Origin of the sequence: Frankia sp. AgB1.9, from assembly GCF_016786355.1 — a bacterium.
GTDB lineage: Bacteria > Actinomycetota > Actinomycetes > Frankiales > Frankiaceae > Pseudofrankia.
Map to the genome: position 1 here is coordinate 1 of NZ_JADWYX010000076.1, position 17,472 is coordinate 17,472.

Genomic DNA, 17,472 nt, shown 5'->3' on the forward strand with positions numbered 1-17,472 from the left:
GGACCTCTTCGCGCGCCGGATTTCGCCCGGCGATTCATATGGAGTACTGATGCGTTCTAGACCTGTCCTGGCCGGCGGGGGCGGCGTTGGGGGCCCCGCCGCCCAGGGTCGCCCCGCCGGGGGCGCCCGGGCCGCGCTCAGTGCTCGACGGCCCCGGAGATCCGCTCGTCCAGCCGCCGCCCGCTCTCCGGGTCGAACAGGTGTACCCGCTCGGCCGCGACGCGGACCCGCACCGGGTCCCCGACCACGGGCACCCGGTCACGGCCGGGGATGCTCACGGCCCAGGGGGTGTCCTCACCAGGGCTCACGCAGGTCACCACGGTGCCGTCCCCGGTGAACTCGACGACGTCCACCACACCGCGCAGCACGACCCCATGATCAGCCGGAACGACCAGCCCGTCCGCCGGCTCGACCACCTCGTCCGCCAGCTCGATCAGCCCGTCAGCAGGCCGCCATCCCAGCAGCACCGGACCAGGTCGAGCTCCTCCGGGTAGCCGCGCGGCCACCCCCGGCCCGGTCAGTACCGGCCCTTCGCCGCTCGGCCCGACGAGATCGGTGCTCGGGGTCACGGTGTGCAGGTTCATCGGGGGGCTGCCCAGGAACGTCGCGACGAAGGTGTCCGCCGGGTACCGGTAGACCTGCTCGGGCGGGCCCGTCTGTACCACCCGGCCGCGGTTCATGACGACCAGGTTCGTGCCCATCGACAGCGCCTCGAGCTGGTCGTGGGTGACCAGCACGACCGTGTTGCCGAGCTCCCGGTGCAGCCGGACCAGCTCGGCGCGGGCCCGCTGGCGCAGCTGGGCGTCGAGGCTGGACAGCGGCTCGTCCAGGAGCAGGACGGCCGGGCGGCGCACGATCGCCCGGGCCAGCCCGACCCGCTGGCGCTCGCCGCCGGAGAGCTGCCGGGGCAGCCGGCGGCGCAGGTCGCTCAGGCCGAGCCGGGCGCAGACCTCGGCCACCCGGCTCTCGATCTCGTCACGGCTCGGGCCGTGGCGCCGGTCGTGCCTGGCGGCGAGCCGCAGGCCGAACGAGATGTTGCGCTCCACGGTCATCTGCGGGTACAGCGCGAAGTCCTGGAAGACCATCGCGACGCCGCGGTCCCCGGCCGGCAGTCCCGTGACGTCGGCGCCGTCGATGACCACCTGGCCGGCGTCAGCCGTCTCCAGCCCGGCGATGACCCGCAGCCCGGTCGACTTCCCGCACCCGGACGGCCCGACCACGACCGTGAACGAGCCGGCCGGGATGCCCAGGTGCGGCACGTCGAGCGCGGCGTGGCTGCCGCCGTATCGCTTCACCACGCCGGCCAGCGTGATCCCATCGGACGCGGGGGCCAGCGTCGGTCCGGCCGTCGCGCTGTCAGCCGAGCTGTCAGCCGGGGTCGTGGCCGCGCTGTCAGCCGGGCTGTCAGCCTGGGCCGCGGCCGAGCTGTCAACCGGGCTGTCAGTCGGGCTGCCAGCCGGCCTCTCAGCCGCGCTGCCAGCCGGGTTGGTGGTCGCTGTGTACGTCATCTCAGTCCGCTATGCATGAAGGCGTCGGTGACGCGGCGGGAGGCGAGGAAGTAGACGGCGACGATCGGCAGCGTCGCCAGCATCGAGCCGGCCAGCAGCGGCCCGTACTCGGGGCCCTCCTGGGTCAGGAAGATCGCCAGTCCGGGCTGGATCGTGGCGTGGTCGACGTCCGGGGCGGCGAGGCTCGGCCACAGGTACTCGTTCCAGGCGCTGATGAACAGCAGGATCGAGACCGCGCCGAGCGCCGGGCGCAGCATCGGCAGCGCCACCAGCCGCAGCACCTCCCCCGGCCGGGCGCCGTCGAGAACGGCCGCGCCCAGCACCATCGGGGAGATCGCCCGGATGTGGTCGCGCAGCAGGATCACCGCGAGGCCGGTCCCGCAGAGCTGCGGGAGGATCAGCCCCGGGAAGGTGTTGCGCCAGCCCAGGTGCGAGACCATCAGGAACAGCGGGATGACCAGCGACTGGGTCGGCACCAGCAGGGTCACCGCGGTGAGCGCGGTCAGCACCCGATGGGCCCGCGGCGGGAACCGGACCAGCGCGTAGCCGGCGGGCACGGCGACCAGCAGCTGCAGCAGCGTGACCCCGGCCGCCATCACCGTGGTGTTGAGCAGCAGGCGCCAGACCGGGAAGGCCTGGGTCGCCACCCGGTAGTTGTCGACGGTCGGCGGCAGCGGCAGCGGGTTCTGGTCGAAGATCCCGCCCGGCGTCTTGAACGACGCCAGCAGCGCCCACAGCACGGGCAGCACCATGACGGCCACCGCGACCAGCAGGAACCCGTGGTGAACGACGGCCCGGACGACCGGCCGGGCCCGCAGGGCCGCCGGCGAGCGAAGCGAGGCAGGCGCCAGCCGCGGCTCCGTGTCCCGGGTGACGGTCACAGTGTTAGCCGACAGCATGCTGCCTCCGTCTCGTGGCCAGCGCCCCGAGCCCGAGCACCACGGCGAGCCCGCCGGTGATGACGACGGCGGCGGCCGAGGCCGTGCCCGCGTCGAAGAAGGTGAAGGCGTACGTGAACAGCCGGTAGTAGAGGTTGTCGGTAGCGCCGTCCGGGCCGCCCTGGGTCAGCACGGCGACGTTCGCGAAGATCCACGGCCACACGACGACGAACGACAGCATCGCGAGCAGCACGACCGTGCGCCGCAGGTGCGGCAGCACGAGGTGCCGGGTGATCTCCCACTCGGTCGCGCCGTCGAGCCTGGCCGCCTCGACGACCGAGCGGTCCAGGTTCGCCAGCGCCGCGCCGAACAGCAGCACGTTCAGCGCGACGACCTTCATGGCCGTGATCAGCACGATGACGTAGAGCGCGCTGGACGGGTCACCGAGCCAGTTGCGCGGGCCGAAACCGAACCAGCCGCCGACGACGTTGACCAGCCCGGACAGCGGGTCGAGCAGGAACTGCCAGGTGATGGCCGTGGCCACCGGCGCCACCACGACCGGCAGGAACAGCAGCGTCCGGTAGATCTTGCTGACCCGGCCGGGCCGCTTCCACAGCGCGATCGCCAGTGCCATCGGCACGACCGTGGCGAACGGCAGCATCTCCAGCGCGTAGGCCAGCGTGTTCCAGCCGGCCTGGTGGAACTTGGCCTCGTGCGCCAGCCGGGCGTAGTTGGCCGTCCCGAGCCAGGACGGGTGGGGGGCGGTCAGGTTCCAGCTCATGAAGCTCAGTACCCCGGTGAACACCAGCGGCCCGTACACCCAGACGAGCAGCGCGATGATCAACGGGGTCAGGTAGAGCCAGGGGCGGGCGCGGTCGCGCAGCCGGACGACCGGGGGAGCGTGGACGACGCCACGCTCCCCCGCCGTCAGAGACGGAGAGCTCATCCGATCACTTCTGGCCGAGGACGCCACGCACCTGGGTGGCCACCGACGATAGCGTCGACGCCGGGTTGGCTCCTCGCAGCACGATCGGCTCGACCGCGTCGTCCTGGAGGGCGACGACCGCCTGGCTCGCGTTCTTACCGGCGAACGACTTGTAGGGGCTGACGTTGCCGAGCTGCGCCAGGGCCGGGGACAGCAGCTTGTTGGACGCGAAGAACGGCTGGAGGTACTTGGGGTCGGTCGCGAGCTCCGGCCGCAGCGGCAGGTAGCCGATCTTCGAGGTGATGATCGTGAAACCCTCGGCGGAGGTCAGGAACTTGATGAACGTCCACGCGGCCTGCTGGTGCGTCTTGTCCTTGGTCAGGACCGCGAGGCCGGCGCCGGAGTACGTCGGGGCCGCCGGCTTGCTCCCGAAACTCGGGAAGCCGGACGTCCGCAGCTCGAACTTGCCGGTCGAGGCCTTCAACAGGCTGGCCGCGACGGCGGTGCTGCCGACCAGCATGCCGAGCTTGCCGGCCGAGAAGGCGGCGACCGCGTTCGTCGCCGTGATCGCCGGCTGTGCGCCGGAGGTGGTCAGGTCCTGCATGGCGCCCAGCGCGCTCACCGCGGCGGGCGAGTCGAAGGCCGGCATCCCGTCGGAGCCGACCTCCTGGCCGCCGTTGCTGGCGATCACGGACTGGGTCAGGTAGTCCGACTTGCCCGAGTCGACGACGGCGAAGTACGCGCCCTCGGCATCGGCCTTGCTCTTGATGGCGAGCGCGTCGGTCTTGAGCTCGTCGACGGTCGTCGGCGGCTTGTCCGGGTCGAGGCCGGCCTTCTTGAACAGGTCCGCGTTGTAGAAGATGACCGGGATCGAGATCGTGTAGGGCATCGCCTTCACCTTGCCGTCCACGGACACCGCGGACAGCAGGTGCTGCGAGAACCCGGCCATCGAGGTGTCCCAGTCGGCCTTGGTCGGGATGTCCTGTACGGGGACGATCGGCAGCAGCTGATAGGCGGCCGCCATCTTGCTCCAGCCGATCTGGGCCACGTCCGGCGGCGTGCCGGCCGCCGTGTCGGTCTGCAGGTGGGTCAGCACGTCGGCCACCGCCACGCCCTGGGGCTTGATGGTGATGTTCGGGTGCGCCTTCTCGAACGCGTCGATCAGGGCCTGGGTGCCCTTACCGCCGATGTCCGGCGTCCCGTAGTTGTAGGACAGGAAGCTGATCGTGACCTTCGGGTCGGTCGTGGCCGCCGCGGCCGCGCCGGTCGAGGCCGCGGCGTTCGTCGAGCCGGTGGTCGACCCACCACAGGCGGCCAGGGCGGCCAGCGAGGACACCGCCACCAGGGCGACGGCGGCGGTCCGTGCCCGCCCGAAACGGCGAGTCAGACGCTCTCGGTGCATCAACGGGTCCCTCCCGCGGGACGTATGTCGAAGGATCGGCCGGGGGCGGCGAGGTGCACCGGACCCCCGTAGGAGCGCTCGGCGTCGGCCTTGCGCGCCTTCAGCCAGGTCTCGTCGGCGGTGATGAAATGAGTCAGGACGAGCTGCGCCACGTCGGCCGCGGCCGCCACCTCGCCCACCTCTGCCGCGCAGAGGTGGCCGTGGCTGGTCGTGTCGGGCTCTTCGAGAGTCGCCTCGGACAGGAAGAGGTCGACGTTCTGGGCGAGCGGGACGAGATCGGGCGTCGCCGCCGTGTCCCCCGTGAAGGCGAACGACCCCTCCGGGCTCTCGATGCGCGTCCCGCAGTTCGGCAGCGAATGGTTCAGGCTGTGCATGATGATCTTGCAGTCGCCCACGGTGAACGCGTCCGCGGGCTCGTACTCGTGCACGTCGAACGCGACGTCGAACGACCGGTCCAGCATCGGGAAGGACGGGACGGGGAATGCGGAGGCAAGAATCTCCAGCCGCGCGCGCCCGCCCTTCGGGACGTACAACGGAACAGGGGGCCACTCGTTCAGCGCGGCATCCCGCAGGGTCGGGAAGCGCGCCGGGTCACGCAGCCGGCCGGCAAGCAGTGTCTTGCCGAGGGTCAGCAGGTCATAGCAGTGGTCCGCGTGCAGGTGACTGATTATTATGGCGTCGAGATCACTCGGGTGCGCGATGGAGCTGAGTGCCGTGGCCGCCCCCGGGCCACAGTCGAGCAGAATTCGGGCCGACCCCGTCGAGACCATGTAGCTAGAGCTGGCCTGGCCGTCCGCGGGCATTCCCTGACGACAACCCAAAACGGTTAACCGCATACTGTTCACATTTCTCTAGATCCGGTGCCAGCCGACCTTGGCCTGTCGACTCCGGGGAAATGCTCCCAGCGCGGGTACGTCTCTACAATCGCGATTTCATGATGGGACGATCGCACATCCGAATTCGGTTTGTTTACCTTTCGTCCGTCGGCGCGTCACACCGGCGTCGGGCGACGCTGCCCCGCCGGTGGTATAGGCGGGCGTTACGCGTCCTGGTCCTCGTCGCCCGGCCCGGCGGCGCCACGTTCGACCTCGCCGCCGCCCTGGGCCGGGACGCGGACCGTCCGTTCGCCCAGCTGCGGCGGGAACGGGGCCGCCGCCTCCAGGCTGGTCAGGAACGCGCCGACGGCCGGCTGCGAGTCCGGGCGCCAGACCGCGCGGACGCCGACCCGTGGGACCGGGTTGACGATTCTCATGGCGACCAGGTCCTCGGTCGGCCGGCGCGGCCGCGCGTCCGAGATGAAGGCGACCGCCTGCAGCGCCTCCACCATGACCGCCGTCGACCCGGCGTCCTCCACCTCGGCCGCGACCGTCAGCGGGATCCCGCACTGCTCCGCGGCGGCGAACACCGCGTCGTACATGGCGGGGCTGCGTTCCCGGCGCGGCAGCACGATCGGCTGGTCGGCGAGCTCGCGGAAGGCGACCTCCTCCCGGCCGGCCCAGGGATGGTGGCGGGTCACCATCGCGGACAGCGAGGCGGTCGACACCCGACGGGTCAGCAGGGGCTTGGGCGGAAGACTGGAATAGACGAGCGCCACGTCGATCCTGCCCTCGGACACGGCCGAGAGCTGGGGGCCGCTCAGACCTTCCCAGAGCGTGGTCGACAGTCCCGGGTAATCCCTGGCCAGGCGCCTCAGGGTCGGGCGCAGAACCTGCTGTCCGGCGGCGAAGTTGAAGCCAATCGTGATCTTTCCAACCCGGCCGGAGGCAGCCTCGCGAGCCGTCTCCACGGCCCGTCGCGCGTGTTCGAGTACCTGCTCGGCCTCGGCCCGAAAGGCGTGTCCCGCGGGGGTCAGCCGCACGTCGTGCGAGGTGCGGGCGAACAGTTCCACGCCGAGCTGGCGTTCGAGACGCTGCAGCTGCTGACTCAGCGTGGGTTGGCCGATGAACAGCTTGGCGGCGGCCCGCCCGAAATGCCGCTCGTCCGCGACCGCCAGGAAATACACCAGGTGTCTGAGTTCCAGCTTGGTCTCCATCACACCTCCCGCCCCGACTGTAGGCAGGCCGGTGCAACCGCAGATGAAGCGGACATGGAGAGAAGCTGGCTTCCTGACGCGACGGCCTTGCGCGCGCAGTGTTATTCGTCTCACGACCAGCTGCGTCATCCTCCCCGGGCCGGTGTATTCGGGAGCAGTTGGACCAGCGCGGCGACGACCAGGCTCAGCGCCGCGAGCAGGAGCAGACCGGAACCGAAGGCGGCCGCGATCGACCCGCCCGAATGCCGGGCCGCGAAGAACACCGCGCCGATCACCGCGACGCCGATGGAGTTCCCCACCTGCTGCGCGGAGGCCAGCACGCCGGACCCGGCGCCGGCGACCGCCGGTCGCACGCCGAGCAGCACCCTGGAGATCAGCGGGCCGGTCACGAGGCCCTGCCCCGCGCCCTCGACGGCCAGGGGCAGCGTGACCCAGAGAAGGTCACCGCCCGTCCCGTGCGCGCGGACGACCACCCACAGCGCCAACAGGCCCAGGACGCGCAGCCCGGAGCCGAGCGCGAGCCCCTGGCGCCCGAGCCGGGCGGCCACCCGGCCGCCGGCCAGCGACGTCACCAGGAACCCCCCGCCGAGCGCGCTGAAGACCAGCCCGGCGCGCAGCGGGCTCAGGTGCCGGCCGTCCTGCAGGTACAGCGCCAGGACGAAGAACCAGGAGGCCACGGACGCGTTGAACACCACGACGTTGACCAGGCCGACGACGAAGGTCCGCCCGGAGAACAGGGCCGGCGGCAGGATCGGGCTCCCGCCGCGCGCCGCGATCCGCCGCTGCGCCACGACCAGGGTAGCGAACAAGCCCGCCGCCACGACCAGGCAGCTCCATGACCACCAGGGCCAGCCGGCGCCCGGCCCCTCGACGAGTGGCAGCACGACGGCGACGAGCGCGGCGGTCACCAGCGCGGCCCCGAGCAGGTCCAGACGCGGCCGAACGCCCGTCGGCCGGCCGGCCGGCACATGGCGGCGGGTGAGGGCGAGCGCGGCCACGCCGATCGGCACGTTCACCAGGAAACAGGCCCGCCACCCGAGACCGGCCACGTCCGCGGCGATCAGGCCACCCCCGACGACCTGGCCGGCGACGGCCGCACCGCCGAGGGTCAGCGCGTAGCAGGTGTAGGCGCGGGCCCGCGCGGGACCGTCATACGCGAGGTTGAGGATCGCCGAGACCTGCGGCACGAGCACCGCCGCGGCCAGCCCCTGCCCGGCCCGGGCGGCGATCAGGGCCGCCGTGCCGTCGGCGACGCCGCACAGCACCGACATCCCGGTGAACAGCGCGAGGCCGGCGGCGAACACCCGGCGGCGCCCGAAGCAGTCGCCGAGGCGCCCGCCCAGGATCATCGCCGCCGCGAACGCGAGGTTGTACGCGGTGACCAGCCACTCGAGGCTGTTCGGCCCGGCGTGGAAATCCCGCTCGATCGCGGGAATCGCCGCGTTGACGATGAAGATGTCGAGCACGACCATTCCGGTGCCGGCCAGCACGACGGGTAAGAACGCCGGCCCGGGCGGCTGGATATTCGCGGGCGCGGTGCTCGGGCTCTGAATCTCGGACGCCGTCGCCGACATCCCCCCATCATGGCCGCCGGATAGCGGCCGTCCAGCCGCGGCAGCGCATCGCGATGGATCCATCGCCAATCGATCGGGGTAGAACGGCGCGACCTGACTCGGAGCGAACTCCCAGATGAACGGCGGACAATATCCGCGGGTAATTCCCGTACTAGGCGCCGGTCACCGCGGCCCGGCCGGGAACCATCGTCCGGGAGCGCCCGCGCTGGACAGGCGCACGCCGGACCGGGGTGCTCAAAGCGAGAAGACGCGGCGGGCGTTGCCGGCCAGGAACAGCTCGCGGGCCTGTTCGTCGAGCCCCAGGTCCGCCAGGTGCTCCAGCGCCCGGGCGGGCGTGATCATCGGATAGTTCGAGCCGAAGAGGACCTTGTGGCGCCCCCGACCGCGCAGGTAGTCCACCAGCTCCGCCGGATAGCGGCGGGTGGTGTAGGCGCTGGTGTCGATGTAGACCCCGGCGTGCTTGTCGGCGACGGCGATCATCTCCGTGGTCCACGGGTAGCCGATGTGCCCGCAGACGATGGTCAGCTCGGGGAAGTCGAGGGCGACCTGGTCGATGTACGGAATGGGCCGCCCGGTCTCGGACGGGCGCAGCGGGCCGGTGTGGCCGACCTGGGTACAGAAGGGAACGCCGAGGTCGACGCAGGCCGCGTACAGCGGGTAGTAGAGCCGGTCGGTCGGCGGGAGCTGCCAGAGCCAGGGCAGGACCCGCAGCGCCACGAAACCGAGCTCCCGCACGGCGCGGCGCAGCTCCCGCACCGCCTCGACCGGCCGGGTGATGTCCACGCCGGCCACCCCGCGCAGCAGCCCGCCGGACTGGGCGACGAACCCGGCCACCTCGTCGTTGCTGATCAGCGGTCCCTGCGGCCCGTACCAGGCGGCCGCGAGCCCGATCTCCACGTCGGCCGCCCGCAGCTCGGCCAGCGTCGCCTCGACCGGCGGGGCCTCGGTCAGCGCCTCGCGCCCGGTCCACCTGCGCAGCGGCGCGAACATCTCATGGTTGGCGTGACGCAGCGTCGGATGCTGCAGCCACGCGTCGATGACCGGCACGGCCGTCCCCATTTCTCGCCGACCGCCCGGTGGACCGGACGGCGGCCATCAGCGGCATTCTGACGGAATTACCCTAAGGCATCCGTGCCGAGAGAGGGCGTGGACGTGTCCACAGCGCCAGAGGTTGTCTTCGACGCCTTTCACCCCATGCACCGGTCGAATCCGTACCCGCGGTACGCGGCCGTCCGCGAATTCGCCGCGCTGTACCCGATCAGGCCGGATATTCTCATGGCGACCCGCTACGAGGAATGCTCGGCGGTCTTCACGGACGCACTGTGGGGCCACGGCTATGAGGACGGGATCAACCCGTTCCGCCCGGGGGTGGCGCCCGACGACGTGCCGGGCTCGATGGTGCGGATGGACCCGCCGACCCACACCCGGGTTCGCGGGCTGGTCAAACGGGCCTTCGTCCCACGGACCACGGAGGGGCTGCGCGGCCGGATCGAGGGCCTCGTCGGCACGCTGCTCGACGCGGCGATCGAGGCCGGCGAGGTCGACCTGATGGAGGCGTTCGCGCGGCCGCTCCCGCTGACGATCATCGGCGACCTGCTCGGCATCCCGCCCGCGGACTACCCCGAGGTCCAGAAGTGGTCGCTGGAGATCGTCCGCGGCACCGACCCGGACATCCTGCAGTCGCCCGAGTGCCTGGCCCGCCGGTCCGAGGCGATGCTGGAGTTCGAGGCGTACTTCGCCGGGCTCCTCACGCTTCGCCGCGCCGACGCTCGCGACGACATGCTGACCGGGATGGCCGCCGCCGAGGACCGCGGCGAGCTGACCGGCCGGGAGGCGCTCGGGCTCGCGTCCGGGCTGCTGATCGGCGGGTACGAGACCGTCTCCGACGTCATCGGCAAGGGTGTCGTCGCGCTGCTGCGCAACCCCGACCAGATCGCCCTCTGGCTCGCCGACCCCGAGCTGGCCGGGCCCGCCGTCGACGAGCTGCTCCGCTACGAACCGCCCGTGCAGTTCACCCACCGGGTCGCGCTGGCCGAACGCGAGGTGGCCGGGCACACGTTCGCCCGGGGCGAGGGCATCGTCATCCTCACCGCCGCGGCCAACCGGGACCCGGCCGTGTACGCCGACCCGGAGCGCCTCGACATCACCCGGTTCGCCGGCCGCAGCCCAGCGCCGCGCCACCTGTCGTTCAGCGAGGGCCTGCACTACTGCCTCGGCGCGCACCTCGGCCGGCTGGAGACACAGCTGGCGGTGGACGCGCTGCTGCGCCGCTCCCCCGCGCTCCGGCTGGCTGGCGAGCCCATCTGGCGCGACACGGTCGCCATCCACGGACTGGACACGCTTCCGGTCCGCCTCCGGAACTGACCGCCCGCCCGCCGGTGTCCGGACCAGGCTTCCCAGGGAGACCCATGAGCGTCCACGAAACGGCCACCGAGCCGCCCGCCACCGAGCCGCCCGCCGCCACCACCCCGCCGGCCGCAGCCGAGCGGGCCGTCGTCCAGCCGGCCGCCACCGAGCCGGCCGCCGCTCAGCCGGCCGCCGCTCAGCCGGCCGTCGTCCAGCCGAACGGCGCGCCACACGGCTACGCGTCACACGCCTACGCACCCGAGATCGTCTTCGACGCGTTCGACCCCGAGCACTGGCCCAACCCCTATCCCCGCTACGCGGTGGCCCGCGCGGCGCGGCCGCTGTTCCCCACTCCCCTGGGCGTGCACCTGGTGACCCGCTACCAGGACTGCGCCGCGGTTCTGCAGGACGACACCTGGAGCCACGCGCACGAGGCGCAGCTGTTCCACCCCGGCGTCGACACGACGGACCTGCCCGCCTCGTTCCTCTGGATGGACCCGCCCGACCACACCCGGCTGCGCGGGTTGGTCAGCAAGGCGTTCACCCCGCGCACCGTGACCGCCCTGCGCCCCCGCATCGAGCGACTCGTCCGGGAGCTGTTCGACGCGATCGTCAAGGGCGACGACGCCGGCGAGGCCGACGTGATCACCGCTTTGGCCTACCCGCTGCCGCTGACCGTGATCGCCGAGCTGATCGGCGCGCCCGCCGCCGACCACCCGGACCTGCAGCGCTGGTCCCGGGCCCTCGCCCGCGGTTTCGACCCCGACCCACTGCTGACGCCCGAGGAGCGGGAGGGGCGTTCTCAGGCGGCCCGGGAGTTCGTCGCCTACTTCCGTGGCCTCATCGCCTGGCGGCGGGCCGAGCCGGCCGACGACCTGATCAGCGAGCTGGCCGCCGTCGAGGAGCGGGGCGACGTCCTCACCGAGGACGAGGTCCTCGCTACCTGCGTCACCCTGCTGGTCGCCGGGCACGAGACGAGCGTCAACCTGGTCGCCAACGGGCTGCTGGCGCTGATCCGCCACCCCGACCAGTACGCCCTGCTGCGCTCGTCTCCGGAGCTGGTCGCACCTGCCGTCGAGGAGATGCTGCGGTACGACTCGCCGGTGCACCTGACGACCCGGCTCGCCCATCGGCGGACCGAGCTCGCCGGGCGGACGTTCGAGGCCGGCGACGGGGTCGTGCTGCTCTTCGGCTCGGCCAACCGGGACCCGGCGGCGTTCGCGGAACCGGAGCGGTTCGACCTCACCCGTTACGCGAGCCAGCCGCCGGCTCGCCGTCATCTCACCTTCAGCCTCGGCATCCACTACTGCCTCGGCGCGCCGCTCGCCCGGTTGGAGATGGAGCTCGTGCTGCGGGAGCTGCTGCGGCGAGGCCTCACGATGACGCTGCTCACCGACCGCCTCGATTACCGCCGCAACCTCGTCCTACGCGGCCTCGCCAGCCTCCCCGTCCGCTTCGAGCAGCCTGGCGTCCCGGCCCAGCGCCTGGCCGGCCGAGGCTCAGGGCAGCGGGCCGGCCTCGATCCGTCGTAGCGCCGCGGCGTACTCGTCCGGCGCCGGCCGGAACCCTTCCAGCCACCACGTCGCACCGGCCGCGCCGATCGACTCGACCGTCTCGCGCGCCTCGGCCGGCTGGTCCGGCCGGGTCCGACCGGTGATGACCACGTCGAAGGGGTCGATGCTGGGCTCGGTGGTGGGGTCGGAGCTGGGGTCGGTTCTGGGCTCGCTGGTGGAGTCGGAGCTGGGGTCGGAGCCGGGGTCGGAGCTGGGCTGGGTGCTGGGGTCGCTGTTTGCCCGCTGCTCCCGGACGGCCGCCACGATCTCGGTGACGACGGCCGGGGTCGGGTTCCAGGACCCGTCGTCCGGGCTGACCACCATCGGCACGACGCCGTCCCACCGGGCCGCCCGCCGCAGCGGCCGGCGCGCCGGCCAGTTACAGCCGATCCAGACCGGCGGCCGTGGCCGCTGCGCCGGCGTCGGCTGGAACGTCACGTCCAGGGCGGTGACCTGCTCGCCGCGGAAGTCCACCCGCTGGCCAGACCACAGCCCGGCCAGCACCTCCAGGCCCTCGTCCAGCCGCCGCGCGACGACCTTGGGCGCCACCGGCTCGCCCCAGGTGCCGAACTCGGCCGCGAGCGTGAACCCCAGCCCGGCACCGAACACCAGCCGCCCACCGGAGAGCCGGTCCAGCGACGTCGTCTGGCGGGCCAGAGTGCCGGGCCGCCGCCGGGCCACTGCGGTGACAAGCGGGCCGAACCTGATGCGCTCGGTGGCCAGAGCCACCGCTGTCAGCACCACCCAGGGGTCGGCCACCTCGTGCGCCCCGTACGGGAAGACCACGTGGTCCCAGACGAAGAAGCCGTCCCAGCCGGCTTCCTCGGCCCGGCGGGCCAGCTCGGCGACCCGGCGCGGATCCGCGAACTCGTCGAGATTCGGCACAGAGATCCCGTAACGCACGCGGGGATGTTACCGGCGGCCGTCACAGGCCCGGGAACCGCTCACGTCGTCGGCTGGTGCCGATCGGCCACCCGAACGATGCCACCCGACGGACACAATCGGTACCACCCATCGACCAGGCGATCAGTGCCACCCAACGGACGCAATCGGTGCCACCCGTCGACCAGGCGGTCAGTGCCACCCAACGACCAGGCGTCGGTGCCACCCGTCGACCTCGCCGGCGCGACGTCCGATTCGTTCAAGCCAGACCGGGACCGGTGCCCCTACGGTCTTCGCATGCCTACGTTCTCACTGACCGGAATCGTGGTGTCCGATATGGCGCGGGGCCTGGCGTTCTACCGCCGGCTCGGCCTGGAGATCCCGGCGGCGGCCGACGCGGAGCCGCACGTCGAGGTGACGACTCCGAACGGGCGCCTCGCCTTCGACACCGACGCGACGATCCGCTCGTTCGACCCCGACTGGCGGGCCGGCACCGGCTCGCCCCGGCTCGCCCTCGCGTTCGCCTGCGCCGACCCGGCCGAGGTCGACAAGGTCTACGCCGAGCTCACCGACGCCGGTTACACCGGGGAACGCCCGCCGTGGGACGCCTTCTGGGGCCAGCGGTACGCCACGGTCGCCGACCCCGATGGCAACCACGTCGACCTGCACGCCCCGCTGGCAGGCGCCTGAGGCTGTCCCCTGAGCAGCGCCCCGGGCCATGCCAGCGTCTCGATCGTGACGAGCCCAGCGCGCGCCGTCGCGATCAGGCCCGGCGGGCAAGGATGTTGAGGCGCACGAACCTGACGCGCGGCTCGCCGAGCCGGTCGGCGACGGTCTCGGCGATCTCGCGCTGCTCGCCCACAGGCCGCTCTGCGATGTATGGCGCGAGCACGCCGCCGAGCAGATACTCGACCGCCGCCGCGCGATCGTCGAAGTCGACCGGCTCGGGCGCCAGCCACGTCCACCCGTCGCGGAAGCCAGCGTCGCGCAGCCAACCGAGTGTCTCCTCCGCGCCCGCATAGCGGTTCAGGCGTCGCCAGTCGATCCCGAGATCGTCGACGATCGCGCGGACCCCGGCGACGCTGCCGTCCCCGCCGCACTGCGCCACCAGCGCGCCACCGGGGCGCAGCACGGCCGCCAGTCGCCGGTACATCGAGGCGTGGTCACGGATCCAGTGGAAAGTCCCGGTGGAGAGCACCGCGTCGAACGGGCGCCCGTCGTTCACGGCGAGCAGCGCGTCGTCCTCCAGGTCGAGCGGGACGACCCGTGCACGATCGCCATAGCGCGCCAGCCGCTCATGTGCCCGCTCGCGCATGCTCGGCGAGACGTCGCCGGCGATCACCCTCGCGGCCGGGAACCGGTCGAGCACCGACTCGGTCACCCGGCCGGACCCGCAGCCGGCATCGAGGATGACAGCCGGCCCGGCGCAGGCGTCGGGCGGCAGCCGACGCACGACATCTTCGCCCCAGGTCTGCTGCGGCATCGCGACCACGTCATACGCCCGGGCATCCCACGCGCTCATTGCAAGCCTTTCGTCGCCGACAGGATCGACATCACCGGCTCGATCGTCCGGCAGCCGAAGATCTAAACTGCGGTGGAACGCTCAACCACAAGGACACGGCTGAGCGGATCGGCCGACTTCACTGAACGATCATGCAACTATAATTGTCCAACGAATACCAGGGAGCCCAGGAGCACTCCCATGCTCTCCTTCCAGACCCGCTACTTCGGCAGTCAGAATGGGTGTCGATTACCCGAGGAAACCCGCTGTCTAGGGATGGTGGGCGGAGATGGTCGGGGATTGACACGGTCGGTCGTGCGCACGGCACTCTGAGCGTTCGCTTCTTCCTGATCGGCGACCGTGTCTGTGGTGTAGGTACGGCCGGTCGGGGCGGTCCAGGTGAACACACCGGGCCGTGGTTGGTCCAGCTTCCAACCGCCGCGATGTTTCGCGTTGTGATGCCGTCTACAGAGAAGCCCTAGATTGTTCAGCGCTGTGCGGCCGCCATTGGAATGGGGGGTGGTGTGGTCGAGGTCGGTTTTTGTCGCAGGCATGCCACAGCCAGGGAACACGCAGCGGGTTTGTTGGTGGCGGACGAGGCGGGCGAGGGCCGGGGTGGGTATTCGGCGGTCGTTGATGACCGGGTAGTGTACACGCGACGGTGATCGGCATCGACAGGTAGGGCGGGGCCACGGTGAGCGTGCTAGGCGCTGGGTTCGTGCGGGTGTCCTCGGGTAGCCAGGACGAGACGTCGCAGCTCAAGATCCTCGCGGAGGAGGCGGCGCAGCGCGATATCACGATCGTGAAGTGGTTCCGGCTTCATGGGTACTCGGCGAGCCGTGGCGCGCAGGAGCCGGCGTTGCGTGAGGTGATCGCTGATATGGAGCGTGATGCCTATTCTGTTCTTCTCGTTACCGAGTCGTCTCGGTTGGACCGCCGTGACGATTTGGACGCGCAGGCCGAGATCTTGTTGGGTATTCGTTCGGCGGGTGGTGATGTCATCTCGGTTGCCGAGCCTCAGTTCGGGAAGACGGATTTTGCCGGCCGTATTGTTACGCTGGTGGCGCAGCACGCGAATGCGGAGAAGTCGAGGATGGTGCGGCAGACGACGTACCGTGGGACGTTGATGGTGATCGCGAATAAGGCGTGTCGTGGTCCGTTGCCGTTGTTCTGGGAGCTTCGTGGGGAGCGGTACGCGAAGCAGGCTTCCTGTGTTGACCCGGAATCGGTCAGGGATATTTATGTGCGTGTGGCCGCCCGCGAGTCTCTGTTGTCGATCGGCCGCCGCTACAATGTAACCTCGGCGCAGGTGAAGAAACTTGTGCGGTTTCCCGCGAACCACACCGGGGTTGTGGAGTGCCGGTACACGCATGAGGGGGTTACCGAGGAATGGGCGCATCAGACTGTTCCGGTGATCGAGTCGCCGCTGTGGTGGCGCGCGAACAACGTGCTCGCCGAGAATATGACGACCTCGCGGGTTAACAGAGGTGGCCGTCCTATCGGGTCCGTCGACAACTGGTTGAGTGGCATTCTCGCGTGCCCGTCATGTGGCGGGAAGACCTACGTGCAGTCCGGCCCCACCGCGAGTGGGAATCCGCGCGTTCCGAGGCTTCGTTGTGGTGGCCAGAAGCAGGAGCGCAAGGCGTGCGGGATTTTCACTGGCTGCGCATCTGCGCCCATCGTCAATCTGGTTGATTCGATGCTGTCTCATGACGCCACGCCGATTCTCGCTTTTCAGCGGGTGGCGGGGAACTCGCACGAGCGGGATGATATGCAGTCGGAAGTCGCGAAGATTCAGGGTCGTCTGTCGGTGACGGACGACGATGACATGCTGGACGAGTTGATCGCTACGCGGAAGTCCCTCAAGGCGGCTATCGACGGTTTCATACTTGTCCCTGACGTGTACGACTACGCGGAGACCGGGCAGACAGTCGGCCAGATGTGGAAGGCTGCCGACGCCAAGGCGAAACAGGGCATTCTCCGCGCTATCAGGGACTCCTGGGGTTTGGCGCTGTCCAAGGACGGCGGGCGCTGGGGCATCACGATTGGTACGGGATTCACGAGCGCGGATGACGCGAACGACATCGTGGACCTGGGCAACGGGTTGTGCTTCCGCCGGCAAGGCACCCTCTCAGCGCGGTAAGGCCGCACAGGGCCCGTTACCCGCTCGGCGGCTCGTCGGGAGCGGCGACGACAAGCACGATGCGGCCGGCTTCAAGATGGCGGAGCACGTCCGAGAGCCGGAAGGCGTCGGCGGGGAGAACCACCACCACGGTCGCGTCGCGCGGGCCGCCTGGATCGTCGGGACGGTCCTGGGCGGGCGGCGCGGGCGGTGGGCCGGGACGGCGGTGGGACGTGGACGGACGGGCGCGGGACGTCGATCGGCGGGCGGACCGGGACGGCACGAGCTGGTCCAAACGGCCTCCAACACGGCGACGTCCGACCGGCGGGACCGGTCGGACGATGCGGCGGAGTAGGGCGAAAAGTGCCCCTACACATATATAACGATCAACGGCCGCGATCCGTTCCCAGTGGACGCAAACGACGCCAAACGCATACATTCGCGCGCCTGTGTTGACAACCACGGCTGTCGGTCGTCGGGATGCGCTCTCGGCTCGTCCACGGGGCCGTGGGGTAGCGGGTAGCGCCTGCCCGGAGCTGCAGAGGGGCCGTAGCGCGGGTTTCGGGCCGTATCGCGTGCCGGCCGCTACCCGCTACACCCCCGCTACCGTGCAGCTCACAGGCCCATAGCGGGTAGCGGCATAGGTAGCGCCGCCGCTACCCCCTCCAGATGCCGCTACCCGTCCGCGCGGCCACGACCGATGGCACCGAGCCCGCCAACCCCTCAGGGTTGGCGGGCTCGTGCCGAGC

16 protein-coding genes are annotated in these 17,472 nt (G+C 70.9%); 4 read left to right on the plus strand and 12 right to left on the minus strand.

Annotated elements, in window-relative coordinates:
• Window positions 1-137: 137 nt before the first annotated feature.
• The 8 genes from I6A60_RS26415 to I6A60_RS26450 all read right to left on the minus strand — a co-directional run bounded on the left by I6A60_RS26415 (window position 138) and on the right by I6A60_RS26450 (window position 9,366).
• Window positions 138-1,508, minus strand: coding sequence for an ABC transporter ATP-binding protein (locus I6A60_RS26415; RefSeq protein WP_203024361.1), 1,371 nt, complete (start codon window positions 1,506-1,508; stop codon window positions 138-140).
• Window positions 1,505-2,407 (minus strand): carbohydrate ABC transporter permease, encoded by a 903-nt coding sequence (locus tag I6A60_RS26420; RefSeq protein ID WP_203024362.1) that lies wholly within the window; start codon window positions 2,405-2,407, stop codon window positions 1,505-1,507. Before I6A60_RS26420 ends, I6A60_RS26415 begins: the two co-directional genes overlap by 4 nt.
• Window positions 2,394-3,332 (minus strand): carbohydrate ABC transporter permease, encoded by a 939-nt coding sequence (locus tag I6A60_RS26425; protein ID WP_203042242.1) that lies wholly within the window; start codon window positions 3,330-3,332, stop codon window positions 2,394-2,396. The genes I6A60_RS26420 and I6A60_RS26425 overlap by 14 nt, the downstream gene beginning before the upstream one ends.
• 4 nt (window positions 3,333-3,336) lie before the next feature.
• Window positions 3,337-4,713, minus strand: coding sequence for an ABC transporter substrate-binding protein (locus tag I6A60_RS26430; RefSeq protein ID WP_203024363.1), 1,377 nt, complete (start codon window positions 4,711-4,713; stop codon window positions 3,337-3,339).
• On the minus strand, window positions 4,713-5,549 hold the full coding sequence (locus I6A60_RS26435; RefSeq protein WP_203024364.1) for an MBL fold metallo-hydrolase: 837 nt from the start codon (window positions 5,547-5,549) through the stop codon (window positions 4,713-4,715). Before I6A60_RS26435 ends, I6A60_RS26430 begins: the two co-directional genes overlap by 1 nt.
• Before the next feature lie 203 nt (window positions 5,550-5,752).
• Window positions 5,753-6,745 carry a LysR family transcriptional regulator gene (locus I6A60_RS26440; protein WP_203024365.1) on the minus strand — a complete coding sequence of 331 codons (993 nt, stop codon included), beginning with the start codon at window positions 6,743-6,745 and terminating at the stop codon, window positions 5,753-5,755.
• Window positions 6,746-6,870: 125 nt separating this feature from the next.
• Window positions 6,871-8,319, minus strand: coding sequence for an MFS transporter (locus I6A60_RS26445; RefSeq protein WP_203024366.1), 1,449 nt, complete (start codon window positions 8,317-8,319; stop codon window positions 6,871-6,873).
• Between the two features lie 234 nt (window positions 8,320-8,553).
• Window positions 8,554-9,366 (minus strand): amidohydrolase family protein, encoded by an 813-nt coding sequence (locus tag I6A60_RS26450; protein WP_203024367.1) that lies wholly within the window; start codon window positions 9,364-9,366, stop codon window positions 8,554-8,556.
• A gap of 105 nt (window positions 9,367-9,471) precedes the next feature.
• Here I6A60_RS26450 and I6A60_RS26455 point away from each other — a divergent pair, with 105 nt between their 5' ends.
• Window positions 9,472-10,683 carry a cytochrome P450 gene (locus I6A60_RS26455; protein ID WP_203024368.1) on the plus strand — a complete coding sequence of 404 codons (1,212 nt, stop codon included), beginning with the start codon at window positions 9,472-9,474 and terminating at the stop codon, window positions 10,681-10,683.
• Between the two features lie 44 nt (window positions 10,684-10,727).
• Window positions 10,728-12,197, plus strand: coding sequence for a cytochrome P450 (locus I6A60_RS26460; RefSeq protein ID WP_203024369.1), 1,470 nt, complete (start codon window positions 10,728-10,730; stop codon window positions 12,195-12,197).
• Here the strand turns inward: I6A60_RS26460 and I6A60_RS26465 are convergent.
• Entirely contained in the window at window positions 12,165-13,121 is a 957-nt protein-coding gene (locus tag I6A60_RS26465) for an LLM class flavin-dependent oxidoreductase (protein ID WP_203024370.1), read from the minus strand. The genes I6A60_RS26460 and I6A60_RS26465 overlap by 33 nt on opposite strands.
• 276 nt (window positions 13,122-13,397) lie before the next feature.
• On the opposite strand from I6A60_RS26465, the gene I6A60_RS26470 reads away from it, so the two are divergent.
• The gene (locus I6A60_RS26470; RefSeq protein WP_203024371.1) at window positions 13,398-13,790 is read left to right on the plus strand and encodes a VOC family protein; all 393 of its coding nucleotides are present in this window, start codon (window positions 13,398-13,400) and stop codon (window positions 13,788-13,790) included.
• 73 nt (window positions 13,791-13,863) lie between these two features.
• Here I6A60_RS26470 and I6A60_RS26475 read toward each other — a convergent pair whose 3' ends face one another.
• Together I6A60_RS26475 and I6A60_RS26480 are read right to left on the minus strand one after the other, a co-directional pair.
• On the minus strand, window positions 13,864-14,622 hold the full coding sequence (locus I6A60_RS26475) for a trans-aconitate 2-methyltransferase (RefSeq protein ID WP_203024372.1): 759 nt from the start codon (window positions 14,620-14,622) through the stop codon (window positions 13,864-13,866).
• A gap of 212 nt (window positions 14,623-14,834) precedes the next feature.
• On the minus strand, window positions 14,835-15,155 hold the full coding sequence (locus I6A60_RS26480; RefSeq protein WP_307873881.1) for an HNH endonuclease signature motif containing protein: 321 nt from the start codon (window positions 15,153-15,155) through the stop codon (window positions 14,835-14,837).
• A gap of 140 nt (window positions 15,156-15,295) precedes the next feature.
• Here I6A60_RS26480 and I6A60_RS26485 point away from each other — a divergent pair, with 140 nt between their 5' ends.
• The gene (locus I6A60_RS26485; RefSeq protein ID WP_203024373.1) at window positions 15,296-16,744 is read left to right on the plus strand and encodes a recombinase family protein; all 1,449 of its coding nucleotides are present in this window, start codon (window positions 15,296-15,298) and stop codon (window positions 16,742-16,744) included.
• Between the two features lie 16 nt (window positions 16,745-16,760).
• On the opposite strand, the gene I6A60_RS26490 is transcribed toward I6A60_RS26485, so the two are convergent.
• Complete coding sequence (locus tag I6A60_RS26490; RefSeq protein WP_203024374.1) at window positions 16,761-17,018, minus strand: hypothetical protein; 258 nt, start codon at window positions 17,016-17,018, stop codon at window positions 16,761-16,763.
• Between the last annotated feature and the right edge of the window lie 454 nt (window positions 17,019-17,472).